This is a genomic window from Vibrio sp. EA2, assembly GCF_033042495.1.
Taxonomy (GTDB): domain Bacteria; phylum Pseudomonadota; class Gammaproteobacteria; order Enterobacterales; family Vibrionaceae; genus Vibrio.
Genome location: NZ_JAWLID010000003.1, coordinates 57,714 through 76,644, shown reverse-complemented (window position 1 = coordinate 76,644; position 18,931 = coordinate 57,714). Strand labels below are relative to the sequence as shown.

Annotated in this window: 13 protein-coding genes; 6 read left to right on the top strand and 7 right to left on the bottom strand. The window is 45.9% G+C overall.

Features of this window, described 5'->3' with window-relative positions; translation table 11 throughout:
- Window position 1 precedes the first annotated feature (1 nt).
- The 3 genes from RXX31_RS08345 (at window position 2) to RXX31_RS08335 (ending at window position 5,948) form a co-directional block, all read left to right on the top strand.
- Window positions 2-1,921 carry a beta-N-acetylhexosaminidase gene (locus RXX31_RS08345; RefSeq protein ID WP_317588682.1) on the top strand — a complete coding sequence of 640 codons (1,920 nt, stop codon included), beginning with the start codon at window positions 2-4 and terminating at the stop codon, window positions 1,919-1,921.
- 83 nt (window positions 1,922-2,004) lie between these two features.
- Window positions 2,005-4,413 (top strand): GH36-type glycosyl hydrolase domain-containing protein, encoded by a 2,409-nt coding sequence (locus tag RXX31_RS08340; protein WP_317588681.1) that lies wholly within the window; start codon window positions 2,005-2,007, stop codon window positions 4,411-4,413.
- A gap of 122 nt (window positions 4,414-4,535) precedes the next feature.
- Complete coding sequence (locus RXX31_RS08335) at window positions 4,536-5,948, top strand: phosphoglucomutase/phosphomannomutase family protein (protein WP_317588680.1); 1,413 nt, start codon at window positions 4,536-4,538, stop codon at window positions 5,946-5,948.
- Window positions 5,949-6,053: 105 nt separating this feature from the next.
- On the opposite strand, the gene RXX31_RS08330 is transcribed toward RXX31_RS08335, so the two are convergent.
- The 6 genes from RXX31_RS08330 to RXX31_RS08305 form a co-directional block, all read right to left on the bottom strand.
- Window positions 6,054-7,085 carry an ABC transporter ATP-binding protein gene (locus RXX31_RS08330; RefSeq protein ID WP_014232919.1) on the bottom strand — a complete coding sequence of 344 codons (1,032 nt, stop codon included), beginning with the start codon at window positions 7,083-7,085 and terminating at the stop codon, window positions 6,054-6,056.
- Window positions 7,085-8,710, bottom strand: a complete 1,626-nt coding sequence (locus RXX31_RS08325; RefSeq protein ID WP_317588678.1) for an iron ABC transporter permease — start codon at window positions 8,708-8,710, stop codon at window positions 7,085-7,087. The genes RXX31_RS08330 and RXX31_RS08325 overlap by 1 nt, the downstream gene beginning before the upstream one ends.
- Before the next feature lie 191 nt (window positions 8,711-8,901).
- Window positions 8,902-9,915, bottom strand: coding sequence for a Fe(3+) ABC transporter substrate-binding protein (locus RXX31_RS08320; protein ID WP_317588677.1), 1,014 nt, complete (start codon window positions 9,913-9,915; stop codon window positions 8,902-8,904).
- A 157-nt stretch (window positions 9,916-10,072) separates the two neighbouring features.
- Window positions 10,073-11,302, bottom strand: coding sequence for an ammonium transporter (locus RXX31_RS08315; RefSeq protein WP_317588675.1), 1,230 nt, complete (start codon window positions 11,300-11,302; stop codon window positions 10,073-10,075).
- Between the two features lie 28 nt (window positions 11,303-11,330).
- The gene (locus RXX31_RS08310) at window positions 11,331-11,669 is read right to left on the bottom strand and encodes a P-II family nitrogen regulator (protein ID WP_005386570.1); all 339 of its coding nucleotides are present in this window, start codon (window positions 11,667-11,669) and stop codon (window positions 11,331-11,333) included.
- Window positions 11,670-11,857: 188 nt separating this feature from the next.
- Window positions 11,858-12,226 (bottom strand): YacL family protein, encoded by a 369-nt coding sequence (locus RXX31_RS08305; RefSeq protein WP_317588674.1) that lies wholly within the window; start codon window positions 12,224-12,226, stop codon window positions 11,858-11,860.
- A 119-nt stretch (window positions 12,227-12,345) separates the two neighbouring features.
- Here RXX31_RS08305 and RXX31_RS08300 point away from each other — a divergent pair, with 119 nt between their 5' ends.
- From RXX31_RS08300 to RXX31_RS08290, 3 genes are all read left to right on the top strand, one after another.
- Window positions 12,346-13,521, top strand: a complete 1,176-nt coding sequence (locus RXX31_RS08300; protein WP_317588673.1) for a sugar diacid recognition domain-containing protein — start codon at window positions 12,346-12,348, stop codon at window positions 13,519-13,521.
- Window positions 13,522-13,622: 101 nt separating this feature from the next.
- Window positions 13,623-14,888 (top strand): GntP family permease, encoded by a 1,266-nt coding sequence (locus tag RXX31_RS08295; RefSeq protein WP_317588672.1) that lies wholly within the window; start codon window positions 13,623-13,625, stop codon window positions 14,886-14,888.
- A 17-nt stretch (window positions 14,889-14,905) separates the two neighbouring features.
- Window positions 14,906-16,039, top strand: a complete 1,134-nt coding sequence (locus RXX31_RS08290; protein ID WP_317588671.1) for a glycerate kinase — start codon at window positions 14,906-14,908, stop codon at window positions 16,037-16,039.
- Between the two features lie 81 nt (window positions 16,040-16,120).
- Here RXX31_RS08290 and acnB read toward each other — a convergent pair whose 3' ends face one another.
- Window positions 16,121-18,718: a bifunctional aconitate hydratase 2/2-methylisocitrate dehydratase gene (gene acnB, locus RXX31_RS08285; protein ID WP_317588670.1), complete on the bottom strand. Its 2,598-nt coding sequence runs from the start codon at window positions 18,716-18,718 to the stop codon at window positions 16,121-16,123.
- Window positions 18,719-18,931 lie beyond the last annotated feature (213 nt).

The window sequence follows — 18,931 nt, the reverse complement described above, 5'->3', positions numbered from 1 at the left end:
TATGGAATATCGCGTTGACCTCGTCGTCCTATCTGAGCTAAAGCAAAATTGTCGCTTTGGACTGACTTTTCATAACTTAAGTGACCAAGATCTTCATTATTGGCACCTGACGTTTGCTTTTGATCGCTTCATTTTACCTGACAGCGTATCTAACGGTGTACTTAACCAAATTGGGAGCTTCTGTACTCTCAAACCAGAAAGTATGGTACTGGCGGCTAATCACAATTTCTATTGTGAGTTCAGTATTGGTTCAAATCCATTTCGCTATTATTCAGACGGATTGAATGAAGCTCTGGTTGATTTTGTCGTCAATGGTAATACTCAGCGAGCCGAGGTTGACGTAACACCTATCGTGCTGGCTTCGCCATACCGCGAGCGTAGTGACATTCCACCGAGTTTGATTCACGCTCAGCCTTTATTACCTAAGCCAAACCATATTGAAGTTCACGAGAGTTATTTTTCTCTTCACAACCGTGTTGGAATCAGTACTTACTCCGATTTAGCCAATTCAGCAAAAGATTGGTTGCTCGATGAACTAAAACGTATTCACCAGTTTGAGCTTACCGCGTCTAATAACAGTCAGATTATCTTTAAAAGTAATCCAACCTTAGATAAAGGTGCGTATAGGCTCAAAGTGACCGAAGAATCGATAAAAATCGAGGCTGGTTCAAAGTCTGGATTCACCCATGCAAGTGCGACCCTGCTCCAACTTATCAGAAGAAATGGGGAAGATACTTCTATGGAAGTGGTCTGTTGCTCAATTAAAGACAGACCTCGTTTCAAATATCGCGGAATGATGCTCGATTGTGCACGACACTTCCATTCCGTAGAGCAAGTGAAACGTCTTATCAACCAACTGGCACACTACAAGTTTAATACCTTCCACTGGCATCTTACTGACGATGAAGGCTGGCGAATCGAGATTAAATCCCTGCCAGAGCTGACAAATATTGGGGCATGGCGCGGGTTAGATGAGTCCATTGAACCGCAATATACGCATTTGTCTCAGCGTTATGGCGGGTTTTATACCCAAGAAGAAATAAAAGAAGTGGTTGCCTATGCGGCGCAGCGCAGTATTACCGTCATCCCTGAAATTGACGTACCAGGCCACTGCCGCGCCGCCATTAAGTCACTACCTCACATGCTTGTAGAGGCAGAGGACACCACCGAGTATCGCAGTATTCAGCACTACAACGATAACGTGATTAACCCAGCGCTACCGGGCAGTTACGAATTTATCGACAAAGTGCTGGAAGAAGTTGCCGCTTTATTTCCTGCACCGTATATCCACATTGGGGCCGATGAAGTACCACATGGTGTCTGGTCGCAAAGCCCAGCCTGTCAGGCGTTGATGGAGCAACAAGGCTATAGCGACTACAAAGAACTGCAAGGTCACTTCTTGCGTCATGCGGAAGACAAACTTCGCGGGCTTGGTAAACGAATGCAGGGATGGGAAGAAGCTCAGCATGGCAACAAGGTCAGTAAAGATACCGTTATCTACTCATGGCTAAGTGAAGAAGCGGCACTCAATTGTGCTCGCCAAGGCTTCGATGTGGTGCTGCAACCTGCCCAAACCACCTACTTGGATATGACTCAAGACTACGCGCCAGAAGAACCTGGAGTGGATTGGGCAAACCCGATTCCACTAGAGACAGCGTATAGCTACGAGCCGTTAGCACAAGTGGCAGACGACGATCCGGTTAGAAAACGTATTCGGGGCATTCAGGCTGCACTTTGGTGCGAAATCATCAATAACCAACCACGTATGGACTACATGATATTTCCCCGTCTGACGGCATTAGCAGAAGCATGCTGGACCGATAAGCAGCACCGCAACTGGACTGATTACCTATCACGTTTGAAGGGGCACCTTCCACTGCTCGATCTGCAGGGAGTGAATTACCGCCAACCGTGGAAGTAACGAAAACATACGCGACGACAGCGCGCTTTAAAGAATTTTAATTTTTGGCTGCTCAAGCAGCTTTGTAAAAAGGAACGACACAAATGAAATACGGCTATTTCGATAACGAAAATCGTGAATATGTCATTACCCGTCCAGATGTACCTGCTCCTTGGACTAACTATCTGGGTACTGAAAAGTTCTGTACGGTTATTTCACACAATGCAGGTGGCTACTCATTCTACAACTCACCAGAATACAACCGTGTAACCAAGTTCCGTCCCAATGCGACCTTTGATCGCCCGGGACACTATGTTTACCTGAGAGATGACGAAACGGGTGATTACTGGTCTATTTCTTGGCAACCTGTAGCAAAAAGCCTTGATGAAGCGAGCTACGAAGTTCGCCACGGTTTGTCATACTCTAAATTTAAGTGTGAATACAGCGGCATTACTGCAACGAAAACGCTATTCGTACCAAAAGGTGAAGATGCCGAAATTTGGGACGTGGTCATCAAGAACACCTCTGACAAACCACGCACCATCAGTGCTTTCTCATTTGTTGAGTTCTCTTTCAGTCACATTCAGTCAGACAACCAAAACCATCAAATGTCTTTGTATTCTGCAGGAACGGAATACAAACAAGGCGTTATTGAATACGACCTGTACTACAACACGAACGATTTTGAAGGCTTCTACTACTTAGCTTCTACGTTTGATCCTGACTCTTACGATGGCCAGCGTGACAGCTTCCTGGGGCTATACCGTGACGAAGCAAACCCACTTGCGGTAGAACAAGGCAAGTGCTTTAACACTGCACAAACCTGTTACAACCACTGTGGTTCCCTGCATAAGCAATTTACAATCCAACCAGGTGAAGAAGTTCGCTTCGCTTACATCCTAGGTATCGGTAAAGGCAATGGTGAGCGTCTGCGCACTAAATACCAAGACCTAGCAGAAGTAGATAACGCGTTTGCTGGCATCAAAGCACACTGGGATGAGCGTTGTGGCAAATTCCAAGTAAAATCACCAAACGAAGGTCTGGACACCATGATCAACGCTTGGACGCTATACCAAGCAGAGACGTGTGTGGTTTGGTCTCGTTTTGCTTCTTTCATCGAAGTTGGCGGTCGTACGGGCCTTGGCTACCGTGATACGGCACAAGATGCGATTTCGGTGCCTCATGCTAACCCACAAATGACACGCAAACGCATTGTTGATCTTCTGCGAGGCCAAGTTAAAGCAGGTTACGGTCTACACCTGTTTGATCCTGATTGGTTCGATCCAGAGAAAGCGGATGTGAAACCATCTAAGTCACCAACTGTGGTTCCGACTCCGTCTGACGAAGACAAGATTCACGGCATTGAGGACACCTGTTCTGATGACCATCTATGGTTAGTGCCAACCATCTGTAAATATGTGATGGAAACAGGCGAGCACAGCTTCTTTGATGAAGTGATCCCTTACGCAGATGGCGGCGATGCAACGGTTTATGAGCACATGAAAGCAGCGTTAGACTTCTCTGCTGAATACGTTGGCCAGACAGGTATCTGTAAAGGTCTGCGCGCAGACTGGAACGACTGTCTCAACCTAGGTGGTGGCGAATCATCAATGGTGTCTTTCCTACACTTCTGGGCACTACAGGAATTCATCGATCTGGCAAAATTCCTGGGCAAAGACGCCGACGTTGAGAAATACACCGAGATGGCAGCCAACGTTCGTGAAGCGTGTGAAACCCACCTTTGGGACGAAGAAGGCGGTTGGTACATCCGTGGTCTAACGAAAAACGGTGACAAGATTGGTACTGTGCAGCAAAAAGAAGGCCGCGTACACCTTGAGTCAAACACACTAGCGGTTCTGTCTGGTGCGGTATCTCAAGAACGTGGCGAAAAGGCAATGGACGCGGTAGACGAGAACCTGTTCTCTGAATACGGCTTGCACCTGAACTCGCCATCATTCGCAACACCAAACGACGATATCGGATTCGTGACACGCGTATACCAAGGCGTGAAAGAAAACGGCGCTATTTTCTCACATCCAAACCCTTGGGCGTGGGTAGCAGAAGCGAAACTCGGTCGCGGTGACCGTGCAATGAAGTTCTACGATGCACTCAACCCATACAACCAAAACGACATCATCGAAAAACGTGTTGCAGAACCTTACTCATACGTTCAGTTCATCATGGGACGCGATCATCAGGATCACGGTCGTGCTAACCACCCTTGGCTAACGGGTACCTCTGGCTGGGCTTATTTTGCGGTCACAAACTTCATTCTCGGTGTTCGTACTGGTTTTGATGGACTAACTATCGACCCATGTATTCCAACCAACTGGCCAGGTTTTGAAGTGACGCGCCAATGGCTGGGAGCGACGTACAACATCAAAGTGGTAAACCCGGACACGGTAAGCAAAGGCGTGAAGTTGATCACTCTGAACGGTGAAGCTGTGCATGGAACATCAGTACCAGTGCAACCTGAAGGCTCAGTAAACGAAGTGATCGTTACCTTAGGTTAATTCGCTTTGGGGAAACGTTCCCCTTTTAATTTTTCCGGTGTACTTGGCTCTTACTGGGTACACCGGTTCGCTAGCAAATAAATAAGGCACGGCACGTTACCGTTCTTATTGAGGATCGAATCATGATCAAATTTGGTACAGGTGGCTGGCGCGCATTCATTGGTGAAGAATTCACTAAAGAGAATGTACGCTTGGTTGCTCAAGCAGTCGCAAACATCACCAATGCAGAATCTGTCGCGGAACGCGGCTTTGTGATTGGCTATGATCGCCGCTTTCTTTCTGACAAAGCAGGCCGCTGGTTCGCTGAGGTACTGGCAGCAAATGGCATTGTCGTGAGCTTCATCGATAAGTTTGTCCCAACGCCGATTGTTATGTTCAAAGCGAAGGAGATGAACTGCGCTTACTCAGCATGTATCACGGCTTCGCATAACCCTGCCGACTACAACGGGATTAAAGTCTTTATCGAGGGCGGTCGAGACGCGGATGAAATCATCACCCAGAAGATTGAAGATCAAATCGCCACGCTCACAGCAAGCGATGTGAAAAGTGTCGACTTTGAACAGGCTATCGATGATCACTTAATTGAAGTCATTAACCCGATGAACGAATTCGTGGATTCAATCATCAACTTTATCGATATAGAAGCGATCAAAAAAGCCAATCTCCGTGTGCTTGTCGATCCTATGTTTGGTGTGGCAAAGAATGCGCTACAAACTGTGTTGATCAATGGTCGTTGTGACGTGGATGTCATCAACGATGGAAAAAACCCAGATTTTGGTGGCTTAATGCCATCACCAAGTGCAGCAACGCTTTACCGTTTGATGCACTTAGTCGAGGAACAAGGTTACGACATTGGTATCGGCACTGATGGTGATGCTGACCGTTTGGGCATTATCGATGAAAAAGGGAATTTCATTCATCCCAACGAAGTTCTGATCTTATTGTATTACTACTTACTGGAATACAAAGGCTGGAAAGGCTCTGTAGTACGTAACATCGCAACCACTCACCTGCTCGATAAAATCGCACAAGATCACGGTGAAAAGTGCTTTGAGGTACCAGTAGGCTTTAAGCACATCAGCTCTCAAATGGAAGCAGATGACTCGTTGATCGGCGGGGAAAGTTCAGGTGGTTTAACCATTCGTGGCCATATAAAAGGCAAAGATGGGGTGTTTGCTTCCAGCTTGTTAGTAGAAATGATTTCCGTTACCGGTAAGAAGCTATCCGAGCTATTAGATGAAATCTACAGTAAGTATGGCTATGCCTATATGGCTGAAGGTGATTGCAAGTTCAAACCTGGGCAAAAAGAAGCGTTATTCAACAAGATTTATGTTGATAAACAGTTACCTGAGTTTGAATTTGAAATCGAAAAAGTCAGCTACGAAGATGGCGCAAAAGTCTACTTTAACAACGGTGGATGGATTATTGCTCGCTTCTCTGGTACTGAGCCGCTATTGCGTATATTTGCCGAGATGGAAGATAAAGATACTGCGGAACGTGTTCTTCAACAGTTTAAAGACTTCTTGTCTCTTTAACCTGAACTTGTCTGGCTTCAAGTTGCTGGCAGTCACTTAAGTCGCAAGTAGAGGAACACTTGCCCGGCATCACCGCCGGGCCTTTTTATTTCTGGAATACAAACGTTAAGCAAACGCCAATACACCCTGAGTATCGATTTTTACTGCAACGCTGTCACCCACATTCAAAGCCTGCACGGAAGTAGCCAGCAATCTGTCTCCGTTCACATCTATCACATAGCGGCAGTGATCACCCATAAAGTGTTGCTCCAGCACTTTCACGGCGCTTTCTTCATCAGCCTGAACCTGAACATGTTGAGGACGAAGTAGTAACGCACATTCTTCCTGCAATTGAATGTCCTGCTGAGCACTTGCTTCTATCACACCCAGATGCGTCTCAAACTCGCCATGTGACACTCTGGTTGCAGCCAAATAGCTACCACCGCCCAGGAAATCAGCGACAAATTTGCTCGAAGGCTGGTAGTACAACTCTGAAGCTGTTCCATACTGCTCAATAATGCCATTGTTCATCACGGCCATCTTGTCTGAAAAGGCAAAAGCCTCCTCTCGACTGTGAGTCACGAAAATCGCAGTTACACCTTGCTGCTTAAAAATTTTACGGATCTCGCGAATCAGCTCGTGACGCACTTGCGTATCAATGTTGGAAAACGGCTCATCCAATAACAGCAAATCAGGTTTGTAAGCCAAAGAACGGGCAATAGCCACACGTTGCTGCTGACCACCTGACAGCTGATGAGGATAGCGATCCCCATAGCCTTTTAAGTGAACCAACCCCAACATCTCTTCCACTTTCAAAAGCTTCTGTTGGGCCGTTTCATTCTTCAGACCAAAAGCGATATTCTCAGCCACAGTAAGGTGCGGAAATAACGCGTAGTCTTGAAAGATCATACCAATATTGCGCTGTTCTGGCGGTAGCCAATTCTCACCATCATCAATAATCAAGCTGTTGAGACTCATTTGCCCAGAAGACAAAGGCAGCAATCCCGCTACCGCTTTTAGTAATGTCGTTTTACCACAGCCACTAGCACCCAACAGACACACAATCTGGCCTTGCTCAACCTCAAGAGATAATGACTCTAAAACCGTTTGGTCATCGTAGTGGCAGGTCAGGTTTTTAATTGATAATGCGCAGCTCATTAGTGATTTTGCTCCAGTGAACGGTTAACGACAACAAGTGGGATCAACCCAACAAAAACCAACAACACAGCCGGTAAAGCTGCCAACTCTAAGTGCTCGTCCGAAGCAAAGTTATAAACGTAGGTTGCCAGTGTTTCAAAGTTGAACGGGCGCAAAAGAAGAGCCGCATTGAGCTCTTTCATCGACTCGATAAAAACTAACAGAGCAGCGATAAGTGCGCCACGCTTAACCAGCGGAAAGTGAACACGCCATAACATGGAATTCGGTGTGCAACCCATGGTGCGTGATGCCATGTCCAAGGACGGGGAGATTTTGTTTAAGTTACTTTCGATACTACCAATGGCAACGGCAGAGAAACGCACAACCATGGCAAAAATAATGGCAAACATTGAGCCTGAAAATATTAGCCCAGGTCTGCCCCACTCCATTGCTTTGGCAACATCATTGATGCGGTGATCCATAAATAAAACAGCCACCATCACACCAATCGCGAGTACCGTACCAGGCACCGCATACCCCATTGAGGATAAGCGTATAAAGGTAAGCGTTGTCCTCTTGCCATTGACTCGGTAAGTAAAATTCACCACCAGAGCAACAACAACACCAATGATTGCCGCGATAACCGACACGACCAGACTATTCCAGGCATACTCACGGAATTGTGGCGTCCAACTTTGCTCGAAGTAAGTAATTGAGTAATCGACCAGCTGCATCAGCGGCAGGATAAATGCGGTTAAAACTAACCCCCAACACCAGAGCAGTGCTGCCCATTTTTTCCAGCCTGTCAGTTCATAACGGAAATCTTCATGGCTGTTAAACTGGCTCTGGAATAGTTTCTGCTTTCTGCGGCTATAGCGCTCTGAACTTAGCAACAGCACGACAATTACCAGCATTATCGCGGAAATTTTGGCGGCAGCGTTAAGATTAGAGTAACCCAACCATGTATCGTATACCGCGGTCGTTAACGTATTCACCGCAAAGTAACTGACGGTACCAAAGTCACCGATGGTTTCCATCGCAACAAGTGATAAACCGACGGCGATAGAAGGACGCGCTAAAGGCAGAGAAATACGCCAAAAGCTTTCCCATGGCGAACATTTTAGAAGGCGTGCACTTTGTAACAAAGAGACGTTTTGCTCCATAAACGAAGCTCGGCAAAGTAGATAGACGTATGGATACAGTACCAGAGAGAGAACAAAGGTCGCTCCAGACAAAGTACGAATATCCGGGAACCAGTATTCTCTAGGTCCCCATCCCGTTATCTCTCGTAAAAAGATCTGTATCGGTCCGGCAAAATCAAACCAGTCTGTAAAAATATACCCGATGATATATCCTGGCATCGCTAACGGTAAAACGAGCGCCCACTGCAGCCACTTCTCAGTCGGCAGTTTACACATCGCCATAATCCACGCACATGGTATGCCAAAAATTAAAGACAACACCATCACACCAATGGTTAGCGTCACGGTGTTATAGATATAAGTCGGCATAACCGTTGACATCAAGTGTCCAAACAGTTCGTCCGTTTCACCAATTGCGGTGTAGAAGATAGCTAAGATCGGTAAAACCAGTAGCAAAGCCAAAGCTCCACTACTGGTTTTCCATAAATAATTTTTTTCTTTCATCGCCTATTTACAGCCAGGCTGAGCGAGAGATAAATGCATCTGCAAATACATCTCATATCCTTTTAATCGATGAGGGCTAGTTATACCCTTATAAACAAACAACCTCAAGTAACTCAGATAAAAGAGCGACTTGAGGCTGTAAATTTATCATCGGAGAATCAACTGCTCACCGAGGAATATCAAACTAACGATTAAAGGTCGAACTTAACTTCGTCTAATAGCTTGATCGCGGCTTCATGGTGATCAGCAATCTCGTCCAGAGAAAGCGTATCTGCCTTGAACTCACCCCAAGATGCGACAAGCTCAGAAGGCTTAACGTCAGCTTTAACTGGGTATTCAAAGTTTACTTCTGCGTACATGCTTTGTGCAGTATCACCAGCTAAGAATTCCATAAGCTTAAGTGCGTTCTCTTTATTTGGCGAGTATTTCGCCATTGCCATGCCCGAGATGTTTACGTGAGTACCGGTTGTTTCTTGGTTAGGGAAGTTAATGTATACCGCGTCAGCCCAAGCTTTCTGCTCTTTATCATTAACCATCTTACCTAGGTAGTAGCTGTTACCAAGAGAAACGTCACACAGACCTTCTTTGATTGCTTTAACCTGTGCACGGTCATTGCCTTGAGGTTTACGAGCTAGGTTAGCTTTAACGCCTTCTAGCCATTCTTTTGTCGCCGCTTCACCTTGGTGAGCGATCATAGAAGAAACCAGAGATACGTTGTATGGGTGCTTACCACTACGAGTACAGATCTTGCCTTTGAATTCTGGTTTAGCCAGGTCAGCGTAAGTGAAATCTTCACCAAGTTTGCCTACACGGTCACGAGAAGAGTAAACGCTACGTGTACGAGTCGTCAGAGCAAACCATTCATTAGCTGTATCTTGGTACTGAGCAGGAATGTTCTTTTCTAAAACAGGGCTCTCAACCGGTTGAACAACACCTTTTTCAGTGAGTTCAGCTAGACGGCTGATATCAACGGTTAGAAGAACATCAGCAGGGCTGTATTCGCCTTCCTGAACCAGTTTTTCTGCCAGGCCTTTCTTAGCAAACTTAACGTTCACTTTGATGCCAGTCTCTTTAGTGAACTCGTTGAACATAGGCTCAACCAAGAATGGTTGACGGTATGAATATACGTTCACTTCTTCAGCAGCCATAGCTGTTGGAGCAAGTGTTGCACAAGCCAAAGCAGAAAGAGTTAGCACTTTTTTCATGAATCAATCCTTTAAGAAATCTACCGTAATGATAACGTTTATCAGTTGCGTTATTATATGTATCTTCAATAGTAAAACAATAACTGATACAAAAAAACCTGCCATTAATGGCAGGTTTTTATTATGTGAAGTGTAACAACATGCTACATGGTAAATGTTATTTTGCTGTCACGAACTCTGGGTAAGCACCTACACCACAGTCGTGCATATCCATGCCTTCCATCTCTTCTTCTTCGCTTACTCGGATACCAACCGTTGCTTTCAAGATTGCCCAAACAACCAGACTTGCACCGAATACCCAAGCAAAGATAACTGCTGCACCTAGAAGCTGTGCACCGAATGTCGCGTCACCGTTGCTTAGAGGAACAACCATTAGGCCGAAGAAACCACATACACCGTGTACTGAAATCGCACCAACTGGATCATCAATCTTAAGCTTGTCCAGGCCGATGATGCTGAATACTACGATTGCACCAGCAACTGCACCAATAGCAACAGCGTATAGCGGTGATGGTGAAAGTGGATCTGCAGTGATAGCAACCAGACCAGCCAATGCACCGTTTAGGATCATAGTTAGGTCAGCTTTGCCCCACGTTGTTTTACATACAAACAGTGCTGCAATTGAACCCGCTGCTGCTGCCGCGTTAGTGTTTAGGAAAATTTGACCTACCGCTGTTGCGTTCTCGAAGTCAGAAACCATTAGCTGAGAACCACCGTTAAAGCCAAACCAACCGAACCATAGGATAAATGTACCTAGCGTTGCTAGAGGCATGTTTGAACCTGGAATTGGGTGGATTTCACCATTCTTGCCGTATTTACCTTTACGAGCGCCTAGTAGCAGAACACCAGCTAGTGCAGCAGATGCACCTGCCATGTGTACAATACCTGAACCAGCGAAGTCACTGAAGCCTGCTGCTGACAGGAAGCCACCGCCCCATGTCCAGTAACCTTCCATTGGGTAGATAAATGCAGTAAGAACTGCAGAGAAGATCAGGAATGACCATAGCTTCATACGCTCAGCAACCGCACCTGAAACTACAGACATCGCTGTCGCAACAAATACTACCTGGAAGAAAAAGTCTGATTCTAGTGAATGGTCTGCGCCTTCACCTTGAGAACCAATAAGGGCACCTAGTGATGGTAACCAACCACCTTCGCCATTATCAACGTACATGATGTTGTAACCTACAACTAAGTAAGTCGTGCAAGCAATCGCGTACAGACAGAAGTTCTTAGTCAAAATTTCTGTTGTGTTTTTAGAGCGAACGAGGCCAGCTTCAAGCATGGCAAAACCCGCTGCCATCCACATGACCAATGCACCGGAAATGAGGAAGAAAAAAGTGTCTAGTGCGTAACGTAACTCTGTTACTGTTGTTGCTAATTCCATAATAGTGTCTCCAATCCCTTGAATACTTTTAAAGTGCTTCTGCGTCCATTTCACCAGTACGGATGCGAACAGCTTGATTCAGGTCGTATACAAAAATTTTACCGTCACCAATTTTTCCTGTTTGCGCCGCTTTTGTGATGGCTTCTACCACACGATCGACATTATCTGCATGAGTTGCGATTTCTATTTTTACTTTTGGTAGAAAGTCCACTTGGTACTCCGCGCCGCGGTACAACTCGGTGTGGCCTTTTTGGCGGCCAAACCCTTTAACTTCTGATACTGTCATCCCTTCGATGCCTACGTCAGCCAACGCTTCACGTACATCGTCTAACTTAAATGGCTTGATAATGGCATTGATTATTTTCATTAAATTCTCTCCGAAGCATTCATCCTGAAACACTTCTTATAATCCAATCTACGTGCCAAGTTTTTAACTCATTGATTTTAAAAAAATAACCTCTACTGGCAATGATACAAACAAAAAAGGCGCACCATTATGGTGCGCCTTTTTCCCAATGATAAAGCAAGCCAAGGTTGAATACCCAAAACTGTGCATTAAATGTTCAAAAAATCTTTCCACTGCTCTATTAGGATCGTGAAGTCTTCGATACCACAGCTGGCTGTACTTTCACTGTCATACAATTCGAACTCGCTGTCTTCATCTTGCTCATAATGATGCAGTAACGCATTATCTTGTACCGTCACTTCATCGCCACAAATCATCAAACTGATTTCGCGCCCTAAAAGCGAAAACTCTTGGGTCGGCTTGTTTATAGCAGATGCAATCAGAGCTTCAACGTCTGCAATGTGACTTTGATCTTTACCGATTTCCTCTTGTAACCAACGTCCAATGATTTCATGCTCCATCGAACAGTGACAATAATAACTACCATCTAAGGTGTTTTTCTTAAATTCGTAGTCCATCTCATTTCCTTAAATTATTTTAACTAACAATTATATAAGTTAAATCAATACTGATACTCATTATTATCAGTTAATATACCTTGCTAAACCACCTCTAGAGCAGGGTTTACATAGCGAGCATGCAGTTAAACGAAAACATTGCCCGACAAATCGTCGAACGAACAATGACTATCATCTCTTATTCGATCAATGTCATGGATGAAAAAGGTCGTATTATCGGCTCAGGTGACAGTACACGCTTGCAACAAAAGCATGAAGGTGCCGTACTAGCAATCAATGAGAAGCGTACTGTCGAGATCAACCACGCCGTTATGAATAATCTCAAAGGTGTCAAACCGGGGATTAATTTGCCAATTGTTTATCGCAATCAGGTAATTGGTGTGATTGGCATATCCGGTGCACCAGAAGAGGTTCACCATTATGGTGAATTGGTAAAAATGACGGCAGAGTTGATCGTCGAACAGGCTGTGCTCATGTCGCAAATTGAGTGGAACAAACGCCATAGAGAAGAGCTTGTGCTTCAACTTGTCCAGGGCTCAACGTTAAATGACAATCAACTGAACTCGATCGCGGAACGGCTTGATCTCGATCTTTCTCAACCGAGAATTGCTGTTGTCGTAAAAGTAATACCTAGCGATGATACACCAATGAACCTAGAGCACTTACAGCAGTTGGTGCACCTACTCGAATATCCAGAGCGTGATAACTTAGTTGGGATTCTTTCAGTCTCAGAACATGAAGTCATCGTACTTAAGCCAATCACTCTCACCGCAAATGGTTGGTCGAAAGAAATCGACATGCATTGGGCAAATCAATTGCTACGGCGGGTAAAGAAACAAGGGAGGTTCAAGATCCGCATCACTCTGGGCGACTATTTTCCCTCTTTACAGGGGATCGCTCTGTCTTATCAAACCGCTAAACGGACGATGGGTTTGACTAAAAATCAGGCTGGACAAGTATTTGTCTGCCAAGACTACCGAATTCCCGTGCTGCTAAGCGCAGTAAAAAATGAACCCTGGCATCTACAACAACTGTGTCATCCGTATCAATTACTGCAACTTAATGATTCTAAAGGCACACTTATAAAGACTCTTAACGTCTATTTCAAACAGAATTGCGATGCACATCAAACCTGCCGAGAGCTTCATATTCACCGTAACACGCTCCGCTATCGCCTTGATAGAATATCAAAGATAACCTCATTAGATATCAATAATTTAGACTCAATAATCCAGCTTTATCTTGGTAGCTCATTTATTCACTTGAAAAACGATTCTTGTGCAGACGCACAGTAATTGGGCGTTTTTTTTCAAAAAAAGTTGTTTCATCATCCAAAGACTGTCTAAACCCCGTCTTTTATATTAGCCAGAGTTAATTACTACTGTGGATATTATATATGATTGAAGTCTCTACTCTTGGAGCATTAGCTGCATTAATTGTGGCGATATCTCTAATTCTAAAGAAAGTTCCACCAGCGTACGGAATGATCATCGGTGCCTTAATTGGTGGTGTCGTTGGTGGTGTCTCACTAACGGATACCGTTTCTCTGATGATTGGAGGTGCTCAAGGTATCGTGACAGCAGTACTTCGTATTCTGGCTGCCGGCGTATTAGCTGGTGTACTGATAGAATCTGGTGCGGCAACTTCTATCGCTGAAACGATTGTCAAAAAAGTCGGAGAAACACGTGCACTACTTGCGCTGGCGCTAGCGACTCTCATTCTAACCTCAGTTGGTGTATTCGTTGATGTTGCCGTTATTACGGTCTCTCCCATTGCTTTAGCTATTGCCCAGCGTGCTTCCATTTCTAAAACTGCGATCCTATTGGCGATGGTTGGCGGTGGTAAAGCTGGTAACGTGATGTCACCGAACCCAAATGCCATCGCAGCCGCTGACGCATTTGACGTACCACTGACTTCAGTCATGCTTGCTGGCGTGGTACCTGGCCTGTTTGGTCTTACTCTCGCTTACTTTTTGGCGAAACGTCTGAGCAACAAAGGCAGCATGGTACAACCAAGCGAAGTCGTTTCGGTTAATCGCAAAAAACTGCCAACCTTTGCCGCTGCCATTGTCGCCCCACTTGTTGCTATCGCTCTACTGGCACTGCGACCAATCGCAGGTATTAACGTTGACCCTCTTATAGCTTTACCTCTTGGTGGCCTAATCGGCACGGTTGTCATGGGGCGTTTTAACGACACCAACCACTTTGCTGTATCAGGTCTAACCCGTATGGCTCCTGTCGCTGTGATGCTATTAGGCACAGGTACACTCGCAGGCATCATCGCGAACTCTGGCCTTAAAGGCGGTCTAATTGAAGTCCTCACTGCTTCTGGCTTGCCATCATACTTACTTGCACCAATTTCTGGCGCAATGATGTCACTGGCCACCGCTTCAACAACTGCTGGTACAGCAGTAGCAGCGAGCGTATTTAGCCACACAATTCTAGAGCTTGGTGTTCCTGCACTGGCAGGCGCAGCAATGATTCACTCAGGTGCAACCGTTCTTGATCACATGCCTCATGGTAGCTTCTTCCACGCCACAGGTGGCGCACTCAACATGGATATCCGCGAGCGTCTTAAGCTCATACCTTATGAGTCAGCAGTTGGTCTGATGATCGCGTTTGTCTCTACCATGATGTTTGGTGTGTTTGGTTTATTTGTTTAAGGCGTTTAGGTATCACTATGAAAATTGTTATTGCTCCAGATTCTTATAAAGAAAGTCTAAGCGCGATGGAAGTTGCTATCGCTATCGAGCAAGGATTTAAACACATCCTGCCAAATGCAGAGTACATCAAACTGCCAATGGCTGATGGCGGTGAAGGCACCGTTCAATCTCTTGTTGATGCGACTGGTGGCAAAATAGTTGAGCACTCAGTAACCGGCCCACTTGGCGAACCTGTTTCTGGCTTCTATGGACTACTGGGAGATGGCAAAACAGCGATCATCGAAATGGCGGCGGCATCTGGTTTGCACTTGGTCGATCCAGATAAACGTAATCCGATGATTAGCACAACGTTTGGTACTGGTGAGCTGATCAAAGCGGTGCTAGATAAAGGTGTGGAGCATATCATCGTTGGTATTGGCGGCAGCGCGACTAATGATGGGGGGCTAGGCATGGCGCAAGCACTAGGTATTCGCCTTCTGGACGAGAATTATGAGTCACTTGGCTTTGGTGGTGGCGAGCTTTCCAAACTTCACCGTATCAATATGCGAGGTCTCGATCCCCGACTAGCGCAAGTACGTCTAGAAGTTGCATGTGATGTAGATAATCCGTTATGTGGACCTCAAGGTGCGTCACAAGTGTTTGGTCCGCAAAAAGGCGCGACGCCTGACATGGTTGAGCAGCTAGATCGAAACCTCGCACACTACTCAAGCATAATCAAAGCGCAACTCGGCCAAGATGTTCTCACTCGTCCAGGCGCTGGGGCGGCAGGTGGTTTAGGAGCAGCTCTGATAGGGCTTCTCAATGCGGAGCTTCGTCCTGGTATTGAGATTGTGATGGACGCGGTTAATCTGGAAGAAATCATCGAAGATGCTGATCTGGTTATCACTGGTGAAGGTCGTATTGACAGTCAAACGATTCATGGCAAAACGCCCATTGGTGTTGCTCGTGCGGCCAACAAACATTTCGTGCCAGTGATTGGTATCGCGGGCTGTTTGTCTCACGATTGTGGCGTCGTTCATGAGCATGGTATTGATGCCGTATTCTCGGTGGTCAACCGTTCTATGGATCTGCCAACCGCATTCGCTGAAGCAGAAAAAAATATTGAGTTAACCGCGCGCAATGTCGCAGCGATGTTGCAAGTTAAGTTATAAAAACCAATCATCCCCCCTATAGTTTGGTTATAAAAAAACCGCAGACACTGTCTGCGGTTTTCGTCTTTTACCTAATAAAGCTTATGCTGGCTCTTGGAAGATAACCGTATCCGCTTTCTGAGTGTACTGTTCCATCTTATGGAAGTTCAGGTAACGGTAAGTATCAGCAGCTGTCGCGTTGATCTTAGCCGCATACTCTAGATACTCTTCCTTAGTAGGAATACGACCTAGGATTGCACCTACTGCCGCTAGCTCTGCAGAAGACAGGTAAACATTCGCACCTGTACCTAAACGGTTCGGGAAGTTACGCGTTGAAGTAGACATCACTGTTGCTTTGTCTGCTACACGAGCCTGGTTACCCATACATAGTGAACATCCAGGAGTCTCGATACGAACACCAGCACGGCCGTAGATACCGTAGTAACCTTCTTCCGTTAGCTGATCGCGGTCCATCTTAGTTGGCGGAGCCACCCATAGACGTGTCTCTAGTGAACCACCCCATTGCTCAAGCAGTTTACCTGCTGCACGGAAGTGACCGATGTTCGTCATACATGAGCCGATGAAGACTTCATCGATTTGTGTACCTTGAACTTCTGAAAGTGGACGAGCGTCATCTGGATCGTTTGGAGCACATAGGATTGGCTCGTTGATTTCCGCTAGATCGATCTCGATTACGTGCGCGTATTCCGCATCCGCATCCGCTTCCATTAGCTCTGGATTATCCAACCACTCTTGCATTGCAGTGATACGACGCTCGATTGTACGACGGTCGCCGTAACCTTCAGAGATCATCCACTTAAGCATAGTGATGTTCGAGTTTAGGTACTCTTCGATTGACTCTTGAGACAGCTTAACCGTACAACCTGCTGCTGAACGTTCTGCTGACGCATCTGAAAGCTCGAACGCTTGCTCAACCGTTAAGTGCTCAACACCTTCGATTTCTAGAACGCGACCAGAGAATTCGTTGATCTTACCTGCTTTCTCAACCGTCAATAGACCTTGTTTGATGCCGTAGTAAGGAATTGCATGAACAAGGTCACGTAGCGTGATACCCGGCTGCATTTCACCTTTAAAGCGAACCAGGATTGACTCTGGCATATCCAGTGGCATAACACCGGTTGCTGCTGCGAATGCAACCAGGCCTGACCCTGCAGGGAATGAGATACCTAGTGGGAAACGAGTATGCGAGTCACCACCTGTACCAACTGTATCAGGCAGAAGCATACGGTTTAGCCACGAGTGGATAACACCGTCACCAGGACGCAGAGAAACACCGCCACGGTTCATGATGAAGTCAGGAAGTGTGTGGTGAGTGTTTACGTCAACTGGTTTAGGGTACGCAGATGTGTGACAGAAAGACTGCATTACTAGGTCAGCAGAGAAGCCAAGACACGCAAGGTCTTTTAGCTCATCACGCGTCATAGGACCAGTAGTATCCTGAGACCCAACTGTCGTCATCTTCGGCTCACAGTAAGTACCTGGACGAACACCTTCTACGCCACACGCTTTACCAACCATCTTCTGTGCAAGCGAGTAACCTTTGCCTGAATCAGCAACGTCACCTGGCTTACGGAAGAAATCTGCTGGCTCTAGACCTAGAGATTGGCGAGCTTTGTCAGTCAGACCACGACCGATGATCAGTGGAATACGACCACCAGCACGAACTTCGTCGATCAGTACTTCTGTTTTTAGCTTAAATTCAGCCAGAGTTTCGCCAGTTTCGTGGCTACATACTTTGCCTTCAAATGGGTATACGTCAATGACGTCGCCCATGTTCAGCTTAGATACGTCAACTTCGATTGGTAGTGCACCTGCGTCTTCCATAGTGTTGAAGAAGATAGGAGCGATTTTGCCACCAAGTACGTAACCACCAGCACGTTTGTTCGGTACGTTAGGGATATCATCACCCATGAACCAAAGTACTGAGTTAGTCGCAGATTTACGCGAAGAACCGGTACCGACTACGTCACCAACATAAACCAGTTGATGGCCTTTCTCTTTCAGTTCTTCGATCTGTTTGATTGGACCGATGCTACCAGGTTGATCTGGATTGATACCGTCACGCTCGTTCTTCAGCATGGCTAAAGCGTGCACTGGGATGTCAGGGCGAGACCAAGCATCAGGTGCAGGAGACAGATCATCGGTGTTTGTTTCACCAGTAACCTTGAATACCGTCAGTGTAATTTTTTCTTGCAGCTGAGGCTTAGACTCGAACCATTCCGCATCAGCCCAAGATTGTAGAACTTGTTGTGCATACGCGTTACCTGCTTTCGCTTTCTCTTCCACATCGTAGAAAGCATCAAACATAAGCAGAGTATGAGACAGCGCTTTTGCAGCAATTGACGCTAGAGCATCGTCGTCCAATAGATCAACTAATGGCGCGATGTTGTAACCACCTTGCATTGTACCTAGCAACTGTGCCGCTTTTTCACGGCTAACTAACGGAGAAGAAACTTCGCCTTTTGCTACTGCGGTCAGAAAACCGGCTTTAACATATGCAGCTTCATCAACACCTGGCGGGATACGATTCTCTAGAAGGTCAAGAAGGAACTCTTCTTCACCTTGAGGGGGATTTTTAAGAAGTTCCACAAGGCCAGCAACTTGCTCAGCGTCTAGTGGTTTAGGTACAACTCCTTCGGCAGCACGCTCTTCGACGTGTTTACGGTAGGCTTCAAGCACGACTTTTTCCTCTCATTGCGGTTCCTCCTTTATTATTACTATTTTTTAAAGTAAAGGAGTGAACATCCTTGGAAACTTGGCTCTCCATTGCCCTTGTTTTCATTCAGTTATGATTGAGAAACAGCGCCGTAGAGGCCAAACTGTGGGCCAAAGAATAGCAAATTTAACCTTAAATTAAAATCTTATCATTTTGACCAACATAGCAACTTACGA

Excerpts from the sequence above, each read along its gene's own strand:
- RXX31_RS08340 (WP_317588681.1), top strand. The coding sequence starts at position 2,005 with ATGAAATACGGCTATTTCGATAACGAAAATCGTGAATATGTCATTACC.
- RXX31_RS08300 (WP_317588673.1), top strand. The coding sequence starts at position 12,346 with ATGCAGTTAAACGAAAACATTGCCCGACAAATCGTCGAACGAACAATG.
- RXX31_RS08345 (WP_317588682.1), top strand. The coding sequence starts at position 2 with ATGGAATATCGCGTTGACCTCGTCGTCCTATCTGAGCTAAAGCAAAAT.
- RXX31_RS08330 (WP_014232919.1), bottom strand. The coding sequence starts at position 7,085 with ATGAGCTGCGCATTATCAATTAAAAACCTGACCTGCCACTACGATGAC.
- RXX31_RS08310 (WP_005386570.1), bottom strand. The coding sequence starts at position 11,669 with ATGAAAATAATCAATGCCATTATCAAGCCATTTAAGTTAGACGATGTA.
- RXX31_RS08305 (WP_317588674.1), bottom strand. The coding sequence starts at position 12,226 with ATGGACTACGAATTTAAGAAAAACACCTTAGATGGTAGTTATTATTGT.
- RXX31_RS08315 (WP_317588675.1), bottom strand. The coding sequence starts at position 11,302 with ATGGAATTAGCAACAACAGTAACAGAGTTACGTTACGCACTAGACACT.
- RXX31_RS08335 (WP_317588680.1), top strand. The coding sequence starts at position 4,536 with ATGATCAAATTTGGTACAGGTGGCTGGCGCGCATTCATTGGTGAAGAA.
- RXX31_RS08290 (WP_317588671.1), top strand. The coding sequence starts at position 14,906 with ATGAAAATTGTTATTGCTCCAGATTCTTATAAAGAAAGTCTAAGCGCG.
- RXX31_RS08295 (WP_317588672.1), top strand. The coding sequence starts at position 13,623 with ATGATTGAAGTCTCTACTCTTGGAGCATTAGCTGCATTAATTGTGGCG.
- RXX31_RS08320 (WP_317588677.1), bottom strand. The coding sequence starts at position 9,915 with ATGAAAAAAGTGCTAACTCTTTCTGCTTTGGCTTGTGCAACACTTGCT.
- RXX31_RS08325 (WP_317588678.1), bottom strand. The coding sequence starts at position 8,710 with ATGAAAGAAAAAAATTATTTATGGAAAACCAGTAGTGGAGCTTTGGCT.